A 14,203-nucleotide genomic window follows, 5' to 3' on the forward strand; every position below is an offset into this window, starting at 1 on the left:
GTTCAATCACCACAGCCTCCGGGAAACTTAGTTACTGATAATGCCCTTGGCCCATGCGAAAGACAAGCCGGCGCCGCGCGTTTAGTTTTCTTAGCAATTCTTTCATGAAAAGAAAAAACTTTGCTAAGCGAATTCTTCACGGGTCATTTTTCGCTATTTTTCTTTAAATTCTGCATGTTGACTGACAAGATCAACTGCAAATACTTCGGGTTGATAAAATAAGCCAAGCGCCATATGTTATGCACAACGAAACAACAGGGGTCGCAAACCCATGGCGAAAGACGTGACATTCGATCAGGCCGAAGCGCCGGACTTGCTGCATCTGCGCAAGCCGACCAAGGCTGATGGCGCTGCCGTCTGGCAGTTGGTGGCAAATTGCCCCCCGCTGGACCAGAACTCGATGTATATGAACTTGGTGCAATGCGATCATTTCGCGGAAACCTGCATTCTGGCAGAACGTGGCAACACGGTGCTGGGCTGGATTTCGGGCCATATCCCGCCCGAATCTCCGGATACGATTTTCGTCTGGCAGGTGGCGGTGCATGCCGATGCGCGAGGCTTGGGCTTGGGCAAGCGCATGTTGCGCGCGCTGTTGCAGCGCCCGGCCTGTGCCAATGTCACCAAGTTGGAAACCACCATCACCCGCAGCAATGATGCAAGCTGGGGCCTGTTCCGCAGTTTTGCCCGTGACCGGGGCGCGCCCCTGACCGATGCGCCGCATTACGAGCGTGACGCCCATCTGAATGGCGAGCATGCGACCGAACATTTGGTCACGATCGACCTGCCGCGCAAGCGGCTTCGGCTGGTGGCCTGAGGGGCGCGCGACACCCCTGCCCCAAACACCCGACATTCCTGAAAGGATAGACCATGACTGACTCAGCCATGACCGATATTTACCACCGCCGCGAATCTGAAGCACGCAGCTATTGCCGGTCCTTCCCGGTCAGCTTTACCAAGGCGCAGAACGCCACGCTGACCGATGCCAATGGCCGCGACTATACCGATTTTCTGGCGGGCTGTTCGTCTTTGAACTACGGCCACAACGACCCCGACATGAAAGCAGCCTTGATGGAACATATCATGGCCGATGGCGTGGCTCATGGTCTGGACATGCACACCACCGCAAAGGAAGCGTTTCTGGGCGCGTTTGAACGGATCGTGCTGAAGCCGCGCGGCATGGATTACAAATTCATGTTCACCGGCCCGACCGGCACCAATGCGGTCGAAGCGGCAATGAAGCTGGCGCGCAAGACCACCGGGCGCGAAACCATCGTGGCCTTTACCAACGGCTTTCACGGCATGACCATGGGTGCCTTGGCCGCGACCGGCAATGCAGGCAAGCGCGGCGGCGCGGGCATGGCGCTGTCGGGCGTGGTGCGTATGCCGTATGAAGGCGCGATGGAAGGTGTCGACAGCTTGGCGCTGATCCGCGAAATGCTGGACAACCCATCCAGCGGCATTGACGCGCCGGCGGCCTTTCTGATCGAACCGGTTCAGGGCGAAGGTGGCCTGAATGCCGCCAGCGCCGAGTTCCTGAAGGGCCTGCAAAAGCTTGCCCGCGAACATGGCGCGCTGATCATCATGGATGACATTCAGGCGGGCATCGGCCGCACCGGGCCGTTCTTCAGCTTTGAAGGCATGGGCATTCAGCCCGACCTGATCCCGCTGGCGAAATCGCTGTCGGGCATGGGCCTGCCCTTTGCCGGCCTGCTGATCCGCCCCGATCTGGACGTGTGGAAACCGGCGGAGCATAACGGCACGTTCCGCGGCAACAACCACGCGTTCGTGACCGCCCGCGTGGCACTGGAAAAATTCTGGAGCGATGACGCCTTCCAGAAACAGACCGAAGCAAAGGCCGCGTTCCTGACCGAACGTCTGCAACGCATCGCCAATCTGATCCCCGGCGCCAGCCTGAAAGGGCGCGGCATGATGCAGGGTGTCGATGTCGGCTGTGGCGAGATGGCCGCTGCGATCTGCGCCACCTGTTTTCAGCACGGGCTGATTATCGAAACATCGGGCGCGCATGACGAGGTGGTCAAGGTGCTTGCCCCCCTGAGCATCCCGCAGGACCAGTTCGCCAAGGGGCTGGACGTGCTGGAAGCCGCCGTGCAAGTTCATGCCCCGGCCAACAAGATCGCAGCGGAGTAACGCACATGATTATTCGCGACTTTCACAAAGCCAAGACAACAGACCGCCGCGTAGGCGCAGAGCGCTGGGAATCCGTGCGCCTGCTGCTGGCCGAGGATGGAATGGGGTTTTCCTTCCACATCACCACGATCGAGGCCGGGTCGGAACATACCTTCCACTACAAGAACCACTTTGAAAGCGTCTATTGCATTTCGGGCGAGGGCAGCATCGAAGACATCGCCACCGGCGAGGTGCACGAATTGCGCCCCGGCGTAATGTATGCGCTGGACCAGCATGACAAGCACACCTTGCGCTGCCGCACCGAAATGGTCTTTGCCTGCTGCTTCAACCCGCCCGTCACGGGCAAGGAAGTGCACCGCGAAGACGGCTCTTACGCGCTGGAAAATTCCTGAACACAGGCGGCGGGGGTGAAAAGCCGCCCGCCAACATATCCATGACCCATACAGTCGAAAAAATCGGCGGCACCTGCATGAGCCGCGCGCCCGAATTGGTGGATGCGCTGTTCCTGCACGACCCCAAAGCGGTTTATAATCGTGTGTTCGTGGTGTCGGCCTTTGGCGGCATTACCAACAAGCTGCTGGAACACAAGAAAACCGGATCGCCCGGCATTTATGCGCGCTTTGTCAGCGATGATAGTGGTGCAGGCTGGGTGGACGCGCTGCGCGACACGGCCGAGACCATGTGCGCCACCCATGCAGAGATCCTGACCCATGACGGTGATCGCGAACGCGCCGATGCTTTCGTGCGCGACCGCATGGAAGGCGCGCGCGCCTGTATGCTGGATTTGCAGCGCCTTGGCAGCTACGGGCATTTCCGCATCGACCAGCAAATGATGACCCTGCGCGAATTGCTGTCGGGCATGGGCGAGGCGCATTCGGCCTTTGTCACCACGCTTTTGTTGCAGCGCAACGGTGTGAATGCGCGCTTCGTGGACCTGACGGGCTGGCGCGACGAAGAAAACCCGACCTTGGCCGACCGGTTGACGCAAGCCATGGCGGGGATTGACCTATCGGCGGAACTGCCCATCGTCACGGGCTATGCGCAATGTTCCGAAGGGCTGATGCGCGAATATGACCGCGGATATTCCGAAGTGGTTTTCGCGCATCTGGCGGCGCTTTCCTGCGCGCGCGAAGCGATCATCCACAAGGAATTCCACCTGTCTTCGGCAGATCCCAAGATTGTCGGGGTGGATGCCGTGCGCAAAATCGGCCGCACCAGCTATGACGTGGCCGACCAGTTGTCGAATCTGGGCATGGAAGCGATCCATCCCAATGCGGCGCGCGTGCTGCGCCGTGCCGATGTGCCGCTGCGCGTGAAACATGCGTTCGAACCCCATGATCCGGGCACGCTGATCGGGCCAGAGGGTGGCCAAGCAAACCGGGTTGAAATGGTCACCGGCCTGCCGGTGCAGGCGTTCGAGGTGCATGAACCCGACATGGTCGGCGTCAAAGGCTATGATGCGACGGTGTTGCAAGCCCTGACCCGGCACAATCTGTGGATCGTGTCGAAACATTCGAACGCGAACACAATCACGCATTACATCGACGGGTCGCTAAAGGCGCTGCGCCGCGCCGAGCAAGAGGTGCTAAAAGCCTATCCAAACGCAGAAATCAGCACCCGCGCGCTGTCCATGGTCGCGGTGATCGGGTCCGACTTGTCTGATGTATCGGTGCTGTCGCGCGGCTTGCTGGCGCTGGAAGCCGCCGGGCTGCGCCCCTTGGCCGCCCAACAAGGCCTGCGCCGGATAGAGGCGCAATTCCTGCTGCCCCGCGACGAAATGGATAATGCAATCAAGGCGTTGCATGAGGCCTTGGTCACTGACGCCACCGGCAAACGCAATTCGGGTAAGGCGGGCAAGAAAGGCCCGGCGCTGCGCGCGGCCTAAATGCGTGTGTTCGGGTCGAAAACCGGCGTGGGGCTACGGCTGCCGCGCCGTTTCAGTTTGTGGCGCGCAGCCGCGCGCGACCGCCCCGCCGTTTTTGCAACTCTGGTGCGCGGCTGGGCAATTCGGCCATGACAGCGCGGCGCTGATCCGCGCTCATCCGCGACCATCCGGCAATTTCATCCAACGATCTAAGACAGCCGGTGCACAACCGGGCTTCGGGATGGATCACGCAGATCTTGACGCAAGGGCTTTCCACCTCGTCGCGCTTCCAGATGTCGTCGGTCATATGGCGCCCCAGAAACTGTCCTGTCACGCAGATAGGCCGTGGCAGGCAAAAAAGAAAGGCCCCTAGCCGCGCCGCAGCACCGTCAGGCGGTCCAGCGCGCCTTGCAGGATAACGCCGGCGGCCACATGGTCGATCACCTCTGCCCTTCGGCGGCGGGATGTGTCGGCTTCCAACAGCGCGCGTTCGGCGGCCACGGTGGACAGCCGTTCATCCCAGAACCCGATGGGCCGGTCGGTCAACCGTGACAGGTTGCGTGCGAAAGCGCGGGTTGACTGGCAGCGCGGCCCTTCGGTGCCGTCCATGTTGCGCGGCAAGCCAAGGATGATCCCGCCAATCTCGCGCGCGTCCAGAATTTCCAGCAGCGCTGCTGCATCCAGTCCGAATTTCTTGCGCCGGATGGTCTGCAAGGGCGAGGCGATGGACAACATCCTGTCCGACACCGCCACGCCGATGGTCTTGTCACCCAGATCCAGCCCCGCCAGCGCCCGCATGGGCGGCAGCGCGGCAGCGAAACCCGCGATGTCGTCGTGAAGGCTGCTCACTCGTCCGTCAGCCCGGCATCGCGCGCGGCATCATTGATGATTTTCAGCGCCGCAGCATCGGCGGCAAAAATCGTGCGCGCCTCTCCCAGAATGGCAAGGGCTTGTTCACGCCGCTCCAACACACCCATGGCTCGCAGAAGCTGCGCCCAATCCTGCGGTGGGCCGCCTTCATTGGCCAGCCGCGACAACATGCCATCGACCATGCCTGCGATCATCTCCTGACGCTGCTCTGGCGTCATGTCCTCGGCAGCTTCGATATCGGCGGCAGAAGGCCCGCGTGCACTGGGCGGCGGCGGCAACTGGTAGCGTGGCGCGCCGGAAATCTGCGCCAGTTCGGGCAGCGCGGCGCGAATTTCTTCCAGCCATGGCGCGTCAGGTTCGCTGACATCATGCAGGCGGCGCCACAGGCGAAAGGTCAGATCGGGCCGCCCGGTCTGGGCATAAAGCCGCCCGGAATAATACAGCGCGATCGGGTGTTCCGGGTCGCTGCGCAGAATGCGTTCGATCACCGACTCCTGCTCGGGCGAGACGATGCCCCCCGTCGCAAGCGCCATCAGGTCCAGCAGATAGGCCAGGTCTTCGACCGGCACGCGATCATCCGACAGTTCGATCACGCGCAATTGCGCTTCGATCGCAGCGCGGAAATTGCCAAGCCGCACTTCATTTTGCGCCAGCAGGCGAAAGCCGTTCATATCCTCTGGGCGGGTAACAAGCGCTTCGCGCAACTGTTGCACCATCGGTTCCAGATCATCACGGCCCGGAAAATCGAACGGGCCGGGGAAGGCTTCGGCATAGCTTGCTTCCAGTTCGGCCTGACGCGGACGGTTGGCGCGCGCCTCTTGCGCCTCGGCATGGCGCTGGACCAATGGCATGTCGGGGTAGTTGGGCACACCGACCGACCAATACACGCCGACCGCACCCAAAAGCGCAACCGCCACCACGCCCAGCACCGCAATGCGAGAGCCGCTTGCCGCCCCTTGCAGGTCGCCACGGGCAGTGCGGTCAAGTTCCAGAATACGGCGCTGCACTTCCAGTTTGGTGCGCTCGGCCTCGTCCTCGACAAGAACACCGCGCGCAAGATCACGATCAATTTCCGCCAACTGGTCACGATACACCCGCATGGCGCGTTCATAACCGTTGGCCGCATCGGTTTGCCGCCCCGCGCGCAGCACCGCGCGCCAAAGCACGATGCCGACCATCAGTATCATAACCCCAAACCCTGCGATCTGGCCAAATGTCATGCTGTCGCCCTTTTCGTATCCTACGGTGTTCTGTAACCTTCCCGCGGCGCACGCAAAAGCGAAAACGGGTCACAGGCCTGTCACCGACCCCCTGATTGCGACCATGCGCCGCGCCGACAGCGCGATTTCGGTTTTCGTCCGGAACATGACGTTTCTGGATAACCGCACGCGTCGCCGCTGGTCCAGAAGAACGCAAGAGCTCGGAGTGCCGCCCATGAAACACTATTCCGCCTTTGCCATCGCCCGCGAAGCGTTCCGCCAGCATACCGGCTGGGGCCGCGCCTGGGCCAGCCCAGAGCCGCGCAAATCCTACGATGTGATAATCGTCGGCGCTGGCGGGCATGGGTTGGCCACGGCCTATTACCTTGGCAAGCGCTACGGCATAAAGAACGTCGCGATCATCGAGAAAGGCTGGTTGGGCGGGGGCAACACGGGGCGCAACACCACGATCATCCGGTCGAACTACCTGCAAGACCCGTCGGCGGCGATTTATGAGAAATCGCGCTCGCTGTATGAAACGATGAGCCAAGACCTGAACTACAACGTCATGTTCAGCCCGCGCGGCGTGATGATGCTGGCGCAGACCGAACATGAAAAGCGCGGCTACCTGCGCACCGAACGCGCCAATGCCCTGCAAGGGGTGGAAACGCGCTTCATCTCTCCCGCAGAGGTGAAGAAGCTGGTGCCGATCATCAACCTTGACGGCCCGCGCTACCCGGTGCTCGGCGCCTTGTGGCAAGCGCGCGGCGGCACCGCGCGGCATGATGCAGTCGCGTGGGGCTATGCGCGCGCCTGTTCGGCCATGGGCATGCATGTGATCGAGCAATGCGCGGTCACAGGGGTTACGTCGGAAAACGGCATGGTCACCGGCGTGAACACCACCAAGGGCCATATCGGCTGCAAGAAGCTGGGCATCGTGGTCGCGGGCCATTCAGGCGCGCTGGCCGATATGGCGGGCTTCCGCCTGCCGGTCGAATCGGTCGCGCTGCAAGCCTTGGTGTCCGAACCCATCAAACCCTGCATGGATGTGGTCGTCATGGCCAACACGGTGCATGGCTACATGTCGCAATCCGACAAGGGCGAAATGGTCATCGGCGGCGGCGCGGACGGGTTCAACAACTACACGCAGCGCGGGTCGTGGCACCATATCGAAGAAACCGTGCGCGCATTGGTCGAAACCTTCCCGATGGTCAGCCGCCTGAAAATGCTGCGCCAATGGGGGGGCATCGTGGATATGACCGGCGACCGCTCGCCCATCATCTCGAAAACCCCCTTGGGCAACTGCTTTATCAATTGCGGCTGGGGCACGGGCGGGTTCAAGGCCACGCCGGGGTCCGGCTACGCCATGGCCGAACTGGTCGCCAAGGGCGAACCGGGACCGCTGGCCGAGGCGTTCAGCATGTATCGCTTCCGCGAGGGGCGCTTCATTGATGAAAGCGTGGCGGCAGGGGTGGCGCATTGATGGGCCATTTTCCGCGCAATTCCACCGGCTTGGGGGTGACATGGCGCGCGGCATCCCTATCTCTGTTACGGACGGAACAGAGGACAGTGCCATGCGTTTTACCTTCATCACCCGATTTGCCGATGCCATCCTGCGCAACCCGCAGCGCTTGGCGGGCCTTGCCTTTGGCATTCTCATTCCGCTTCTGGTCGCGGGGCTTGCCCTTGCCCCGCGCATTGGCGGGTTGTCGGACAATCAAGTGTCCAGCACTCCGCAAGCCTACACCATCCCTGTCGATTAAGGCGCGCTGGCCCGCGCGCCCCATGAAAGGCGCGCCATGCTACTGCTGACATGCCCCTGCTGCGGCGTTACCGCCGAGGAAACCGAATTCGCCCCCGGCGGCGAAGCGCATCTGAAACGCTCTGGCCCCGGTTCATCCGATGCCGAGTTCGACAGCTACATGTTCAACCGCAAGAACCCGCGCGGCGTGCATTTCGAACGCTGGCGGCATGCCTATGGCTGCGGCAAATGGTTTCTGGCCGCGCGCTGCACCATGACGCTGGAAGTGTTCGGCACCTACCCCGCGCAAACGGTTGAACCGCCCGCCGAAATTGTCGCCGCCATCAAAGCCAAACGCCCGGATTGGGAGGGGTTCGCATGAGCCATCGTCTTGCCTCTGGCGGTCGCCTGATCGACCGCAGCCGCGATGTGACATTCACCTTCAACGGCAAGACCATGAAGGGCCATGCGGGGGATACGCTTGCGGCCAGCCTGCTGGCCAATGGCCAGACCTTGTTGGGGCGGTCGTTCAAATACCACCGCCCGCGCGGCATTGTCGCAAGCGGCGCGGAAGAACCCAATGCACTTGTCGGGCTGGGCAAGGGGGATCGGTATGAACCAAACCAACGCGTGACCACGACGGAACTGTTCGAGGGCATGAGCGCCGAGACGCAGAACCACTGGCCAAGTCTGGAATTCGACCTGCTTGCGGTGAACAGCCTTGTGCCGCAATTCCTGACGGCGGGTTTTTATTACAAGACCTTCCTGCGCCCGCGCGCGTTCTGGAAGCATGTGTATGAACCCATCATTCGCAAATCGGCGGGCTTGGGCAAAGCCCCCGCGCATGATGCGCGCGACCCCGACCGCTATGAACAGCTTTACGCGTTTTGCGATGTGCTGGTCATCGGTGGTGGCATTGCGGGTCTGCAAGCCGCGCTGTCGGCGGCTGAAACCGGCGCGCGTGTGGCGCTTTGGGAGCAGACCGCGCATTGGGGCGGCCGTGCGCCCGTAGATGGCATAACCATAGACGGGCAGGATGCCGTTGCGTGGATTGCCGCGACCGTTGCCAAGTTGGCGGGCATGGCGAATGTCCATCTGCGCCTGCGCTGCATGGGCGCGGGTGTGCATGACCATGGTTATGTTCTGGGGTATGAGCGGGTATCCGACCACGCGCCGAATACCGACGCCCCCCGCCACCGCCTGTGGCGGATGCGCGCGGGCCAGATTGTGACGGCCACGGGGGCAATTGAACGCCCCCTGTCCTTTGCGGGCAATGACCTGCCGGGCGTGATGCTGGCCAGCGCCATGCGCGACTATGTGGTCAATTACGCCGTCGCGCCGGGAAAATCCGTGGTGGTTGTGACCAATAACGACGACGCCTACCGCACCGCAATCGCGCTGCGCCGTGCCGGTATCGGCGTGCCCGCCGTGGTCGATGCCCGGCCCGAGGCCAACGGCCCGCTGGTGGCAGCGGCCCGCGCCGCAGGCATCACCGTTCTGACCGGCAAGGGCATTCGCAAGGTCAAGGGCGGCAAAGCGGTAACAGGTGTCGAGATTTGCCGCATCGACAGCAAGGGCACCGCTTTCACCGAGGAATTCGACTGCGACGCGGTGGCCATGTCGGGCGGCTGGTCGCCCGTCGTGCATCTGTGGTCGCATTGCGGCGGCAAGCTGGTTTGGGACGAGGCGCATCATTTCTTCCGCCCCGATGCCAGCCGCCCGCCTTTGGGCGTGGATGGCGCGGGCTTCGTGCGCGCCTGCGGCGCGGCCAATGGCGACATGGGCGCAGTGCTGAGTGGCGCGCATGACGCGGGTTTGACAGCGGCAAGAGCCACCGGGGCCACGGGCAAGGCCCCTGCCCCGGCCACCGACCAAGCCCCCGACATGGCCCCGATGGACGCCGTCTGGATGATGCCGCGTAATGCCGAATACGACCTGCGCATGAAAATGTGGCTGGATTATCAGAACGACGTGAAGGTCGCCGACGTGCAATTGGCCGCGCGCGAAGGCTACCAGAGCGTGGAGCATACCAAGCGCTATACCACGCTGGGCATGGCGACCGACCAAGGGAAACTAAGCAATATCAACGGTCTGGCGATCCTGTCGGATGCATTGGGCCAGCCCATCCCGGCCACCGGCACCACCACCTTCCGCCCGCCCTACACGCCCATTTCCATTGGCGCGATCGCGGCAGAGGCAACGGGCAGCACGTTCCAGCCGCTGCGCCGCTCGCCGCTGCATGACTGGCATGACAGCAACGGGGCAGATTGGGAACCGGTCGGCCAATGGCGCCGCCCCTACACCTATATCCGCGCGGGCGAGGACCGGCACAAGGCGGTCAACCGAGAGGTCACGAATGCACGCACGAATATCGGGCTGCTCGACGCCTCGACCCTTGGCAAGATCCTTGTGCAAGGCCCCGATGCCGGGCGGTTCATGGACATGCTCTATACCAATATGATGAGCACGCTCAAACCCGGCAAATGCCGCTACGGGCTGATGTGCAACGAAAACGGCTTCCTGATGGATGACGGGGTCGTGGCGCGGCTGGACGAGAATAGTTTCCTTGTGCACACCACATCGGGCGGCGCGGACCATGTGCATGGCTGGATGGAAGACTGGCTGCAATGCGAATGGTGGGACTGGAAGGTCCACACCGTCAACCTGACCGAACAATATGCGCAAATCGCCGTGGTCGGCCCGAAAGCGCGCCAGCTTCTGGAACGGCTGGGCGGGATGGATGTCAGCCGCGACGCGCTGAAATTCATGGAATGGTCAGAGGGCAAACTGGGCGGGTTTGACGCGCGGGTGTTCCGCATCAGCTTCTCGGGTGAATTGAGCTTTGAAATTGCCGTGCCCGCCGGCCAAGGCCGCGCCTTCTGGGACAAGCTTCTGACGGAAGGGGCCGATCTGGGCGTCATGCCCTATGGCACCGAAGCCTTGCATATCCTGCGCGCGGAAAAGGGCTTCGTCATGATTGGCGATGAAACCGATGGCACAGTCATCCCGCAAGACCTGAACCTGAACTGGGCGATCAGCAAGAAGAAGGACGATTTCCTTGGCAAGCGCGGGATGGAACGCGAGGCCATGGTCCATCCCGACCGCTGGAAGCTGGTCGGTCTGGAAACGCTGGACGGGTCGGTCCTGCCGCATGGCGCCTTGGCCGTGACGGGCGGCAAAACCGCCAACAAGCAGGCCGAAACCGAGGGGCGCGTCACCTCCACCTATTATTCGGCCACGTTGAAGCGCGGCATTGCCATGGGGCTGGTGCGCCACGGCCCGGACCGGATGGGAGAGGTGCTGGACTTTGCCGGGCCGAATAACGCCCGCATCAAGGCGCGGATCGTGGACCCTGTTCTGTATGACAAGGAAGGGACAAAGCAAGATGTCTGACATGGCAACAAGCGCCCTGCCCGGCGCGACATATCAGGGCTTTGTCACGGTCGCAGAAGCGGGCCTGCGCGGCATGATTACGCTGCGCGGCGATCTGTCAGCCTTGGCCGGGACGGTTAAAAAAGTCATGGGCTGCGCGGTCCCGGCGCAACGGCGGGTGGAACAAGCGGGCGGCACAGCCGTGGCATGGATGTCACCGGATGAGCTGCTGATCCTGTGCGACTATGCCGATGCGCCTGCATTGGCGGCATCACTGGCGCAGGCGCTGGAAGGGCAATTTGCCACGGTCGCGAATGTATCGGACGCGCGCGCGGTGTTCACCGTGACAGGCACCGGGGTGGGCGACGCGCTGGCCAAGCTATGCCCGGTCGATTTCAGCGCGCTGACGACAGGCGACATTCGCCGCACCCGCGCGGCCCAAGTAGCGGCTGCCATCTGGGTGTCGGGGCCGCAGGAAATGACCTTGGTCTGCTTCCGGTCAGTCGGACAATACATGTTCGACCTGCTCTCGCGCGCCGCTGCACCGGGGTCAGAGCCGAAGCTATATTGCTGACGAAACGAAAAAGGCGCGAGGTTCCCCTCGCGCCTTTTGTTTCATCCGAAACGACGGCGCTTCTGACCACCGCCAGCACCCGGCGCCTTGGCCTTCGGCTTGTCGCCGCGCGCGCCGCCTGCGCCTTGCGGCTTGCGGCGCTGCTGTGGTTGGCCGCGCTTGCGTTGCTCTGCCCGCGCGGGCCCGGCCAGATCAGCGGACCATGGCACGCCGCCTTCGACCTTCATGCTGATCTTCATCAGCTTTTCGATGGCACGCAGGTCTTCCATTTCCGCCGGGGCACAGAAGGCAAGCGCGCGGCCCGACGCACCCGCACGCGCGGTGCGGCCAATGCGGTGAACGTAGTTTTCCGGCACTTCCGGCAGGTCATAGTTATAGACATGGCCCATATCGGGAATGTCGATGCCGCGTGCGGCAACATCCGTGGCGACCAGCACCTTGATTTCACCGGCGCGGAACGCGGCCAAGGTGCGCTCGCGCTGGCCTTGGCTTTTATTGCCATGGATAGAGCCTGCGGACAGACCCCAGCTATTGAGCAGTTTCATCAGCTTCTCTGCGCCATGCTTGGTGCGCGAGAAGACAAGCGCCAGATCTTGCGGATGTTGCTTCAGGTAGCTTTCCAGCAGTTTGGCCTTGTCGCCTTGCGATACGAAATGCACCGATTGGGTGACCTTGTCGGCAGGTTTACCGGGGGCTGCGACCTCTATCCGCTCGGGGCGGTCCAGATAGGCGGCGGCGATCTCGTTCATCGGCTTTGACATGGTGGCCGAGAACATCAGCGTCTGCCGCTCGCGCGGCAGCAGGCCCGCGATTTTGCGCAGCGCGTGGATAAAGCCAAGGTCCAGCATCTGGTCGGCTTCGTCCAGCACCAGCATCCGGGTTTCCGCCAGCGTCAGCGCGCGGCGGTCCAGCAGGTCCAGCAGGCGGCCGGGGGTGGCCACCAGAATATCGGTGCCCTTGGCCAGTTTCTGGATTTGCGGGTTAATTCCCGCGCCGCCCACCACGCGCGTTACCTTCACAGGCGATTTGCGCGCGAAGGCGTCCAGCGTTTCGGCAATCTGGTTGACCAGTTCGCGCGTGGGCGCAAGGATCAGCGCTTGCGTGGTTTTGGGGTTCGGGCGGCCTGCACCCAACACCTCGTGCAGGATGGGCAGGCCGAAGGCCAGCGTCTTGCCGGTGCCGGTCTGGGCCAGACCCAGAATGTCACGGCCTTGCATGACCAGCGGGATAGCGCGGGCCTGAATGGGGGTCGGCTTGTCCAGCCCTTGGGCTTCCAGCCCAGCAGTCAGGATCGGGCGCAGGCCGAACATGGTAAAATCAGTCAAGATAAGTCCTCTCATGGCACGCTTGCGCGGCCAAAAATGCCCCATTCAACTGGGGACGGTTGGGGGCGCCACACTCTGGACGCCGCCCCCCACGCGTGATGTCGGGAAGCTGGTTCGGGGCGCAGTGCCCCCATCGCAAACCTTGTCAGTGCTCACGCGGCACGTCTGCGGTTGCAGGGCATATGCTCCGCGCTGCTTAAAAAGTCAAGGGAAATCCGGGTCCATGCGCATGGCACTCGAATCACAACATGTTAAAGGCATTGCGCCCCGCGCCGAATTTGCGCTGGAAAACAGCGGTCAGCCCCGCAAAGCTTGGCCTATTTCACGAAAACCTTGCGTTTTATCGCGGCTGTGGCACCATTTGGATGTGAAGACAGACTTTCTACCACGGCCCCTTGCGTCTGCGACAGCCGAACACTGGAAGACCTGGCTGAACGCCCCTTGGCAATCCCGCCAAGGGTTAAGACAGAACGAGGAGAAGCTGTATGCCAACCGGCACAGTGAAATGGTTCAACACGACCAAGGGCTATGGGTTCATTGCCCCCGATGATGGCGGTAAGGATATTTTCGTGCATATCTCTGCGGTCGAGCGCGCCGGGCTGACAGGCTTGGCCGACGACCAAAAGGTCGGGTATGAGCTGCGCGCAGGCCGCGACGGGCGCGAATCTGCCAGCGATTTGCGCCTGCTGTAAGCAAGTCTGACGAAAAGGGGTCGCTGCCGGACACCGGCCGCGACGGTGTTACAGGCCCAGTGCCTTTTGCGTATCGACCTTCCAGCCCAGATACCAAGCGCCATTTTTCTGGATGACCGGGCGCTTCATCAGCGTCGGGTGTGCGGCGAGCAAATCGTCCGGGTCCATCGCTTTGTCGTCGTCTGACAGCCCGCGCCACGTGGTCGAGGCGCGATTTATCACCGCATCCCCGAATTGCGCGATCAGGGTGGCGCGTTCCTCGGCACTCAGCGGGTCTGCCCGGATGTCGCGGAACGCGGCGTCTGGCAGCGCCTTGATCGCCTTGCGGCAAGTGTCACAGGTTTTCAGGCCAAGGATGGTCGTGGTCATGCATGTCTCCGGTTTGGGGCAAGATGCCCGGCGGCTGCGTCCCCCGCAA

General features: G+C 62.4%; 15 protein-coding genes. 10 read left to right on the forward strand and 5 right to left on the reverse strand.

Translation table 11 applies throughout. From position 1 onward, the window contains the following. The first annotated feature begins 271 nt into the window (after positions 1-271). Genes ectA through AWT76_RS12435 form a run of 4 tightly spaced genes read left to right on the forward strand, consistent with a single transcriptional unit; the run spans position 272 to position 4,033 of the window. A complete protein-coding gene (gene ectA / locus AWT76_RS12420) occupies positions 272-814 on the forward strand; it encodes a diaminobutyrate acetyltransferase (protein ID WP_072246617.1) in 543 nt (180 codons plus the stop codon). Positions 815-867: 53 nt separating this feature from the next. After that, entirely contained in the window at positions 868-2,148 is a 1,281-nt protein-coding gene (gene ectB / locus AWT76_RS12425) for a diaminobutyrate--2-oxoglutarate transaminase (protein ID WP_072246618.1), read from the forward strand. Between the two features lie 5 nt (positions 2,149-2,153). Next, positions 2,154-2,540, forward strand: a complete 387-nt coding sequence (locus tag AWT76_RS12430) for an ectoine synthase (RefSeq protein ID WP_072246619.1) — start codon at positions 2,154-2,156, stop codon at positions 2,538-2,540. A 41-nt stretch (positions 2,541-2,581) separates the two neighbouring features. Next, complete coding sequence (locus AWT76_RS12435; protein ID WP_072246620.1) at positions 2,582-4,033, forward strand: aspartate kinase; 1,452 nt, start codon at positions 2,582-2,584, stop codon at positions 4,031-4,033. A 52-nt stretch (positions 4,034-4,085) separates the two neighbouring features. Here the strand turns inward: AWT76_RS12435 and AWT76_RS12440 are convergent, their stop codons facing one another. The 3 genes from AWT76_RS12440 to ccmI all read right to left on the reverse strand — a co-directional run bounded on the left by AWT76_RS12440 (position 4,086) and on the right by ccmI (position 6,102). Next, positions 4,086-4,319 (reverse strand): DUF1289 domain-containing protein, encoded by a 234-nt coding sequence (locus AWT76_RS12440; RefSeq protein ID WP_072246621.1) that lies wholly within the window; start codon positions 4,317-4,319, stop codon positions 4,086-4,088. Between the two features lie 62 nt (positions 4,320-4,381). After that, positions 4,382-4,810, reverse strand: coding sequence for a Holliday junction resolvase RuvX (gene ruvX, locus AWT76_RS12445; protein ID WP_072247699.1), 429 nt, complete (start codon positions 4,808-4,810; stop codon positions 4,382-4,384). Between the two features lie 47 nt (positions 4,811-4,857). After that, on the reverse strand, positions 4,858-6,102 hold the full coding sequence (gene ccmI, locus AWT76_RS12450) for a c-type cytochrome biogenesis protein CcmI (RefSeq protein WP_072246622.1): 1,245 nt from the start codon (positions 6,100-6,102) through the stop codon (positions 4,858-4,860). 214 nt (positions 6,103-6,316) lie between these two features. On the opposite strand from ccmI, the gene AWT76_RS12455 reads away from it, so the two are divergent. From AWT76_RS12455 to AWT76_RS12475, 5 genes are read left to right on the forward strand one after another with little or no spacing between them, the layout of a single operon-like run. Next, on the forward strand, positions 6,317-7,564 hold the full coding sequence (locus AWT76_RS12455) for a sarcosine oxidase subunit beta family protein (RefSeq protein ID WP_072247700.1): 1,248 nt from the start codon (positions 6,317-6,319) through the stop codon (positions 7,562-7,564). A gap of 40 nt (positions 7,565-7,604) precedes the next feature. Continuing rightward, positions 7,605-7,844: a hypothetical protein gene (locus AWT76_RS12460; protein ID WP_141655957.1), complete on the forward strand. Its 240-nt coding sequence runs from the start codon at positions 7,605-7,607 to the stop codon at positions 7,842-7,844. A 36-nt stretch (positions 7,845-7,880) separates the two neighbouring features. Next, complete coding sequence (locus tag AWT76_RS12465) at positions 7,881-8,204, forward strand: sarcosine oxidase subunit delta (protein WP_072246624.1); 324 nt, start codon at positions 7,881-7,883, stop codon at positions 8,202-8,204. Then, on the forward strand, positions 8,201-11,215 hold the full coding sequence (locus tag AWT76_RS12470) for a sarcosine oxidase subunit alpha family protein (protein WP_072246625.1): 3,015 nt from the start codon (positions 8,201-8,203) through the stop codon (positions 11,213-11,215). The genes AWT76_RS12465 and AWT76_RS12470 overlap by 4 nt, the downstream gene beginning before the upstream one ends. A 1-nt stretch (position 11,216) precedes the next feature. Continuing rightward, complete coding sequence (locus AWT76_RS12475; RefSeq protein ID WP_342667170.1) at positions 11,217-11,768, forward strand: sarcosine oxidase subunit gamma; 552 nt, start codon at positions 11,217-11,219, stop codon at positions 11,766-11,768. A 41-nt stretch (positions 11,769-11,809) separates the two neighbouring features. Here AWT76_RS12475 and AWT76_RS12480 read toward each other — a convergent pair whose 3' ends face one another. Next, positions 11,810-13,093 (reverse strand): DEAD/DEAH box helicase, encoded by a 1,284-nt coding sequence (locus AWT76_RS12480; protein ID WP_407071409.1) that lies wholly within the window; start codon positions 13,091-13,093, stop codon positions 11,810-11,812. A gap of 485 nt (positions 13,094-13,578) precedes the next feature. Between AWT76_RS12480 and AWT76_RS12485 the strand changes: the two genes are divergently transcribed. After that, on the forward strand, positions 13,579-13,785 hold the full coding sequence (locus AWT76_RS12485; protein WP_072246628.1) for a cold-shock protein: 207 nt from the start codon (positions 13,579-13,581) through the stop codon (positions 13,783-13,785). A 48-nt stretch (positions 13,786-13,833) separates the two neighbouring features. Here the strand turns inward: AWT76_RS12485 and AWT76_RS12490 are convergent, their stop codons facing one another. Then, the gene (locus AWT76_RS12490; RefSeq protein ID WP_072246629.1) at positions 13,834-14,154 is read right to left on the reverse strand and encodes an arsenate reductase family protein; all 321 of its coding nucleotides are present in this window, start codon (positions 14,152-14,154) and stop codon (positions 13,834-13,836) included. Between the last annotated feature and the right edge of the window lie 49 nt (positions 14,155-14,203).

Source organism: Roseibaca calidilacus, assembly GCF_001517585.1.
Taxonomy (GTDB): domain Bacteria; phylum Pseudomonadota; class Alphaproteobacteria; order Rhodobacterales; family Rhodobacteraceae; genus Roseinatronobacter; species Roseinatronobacter calidilacus.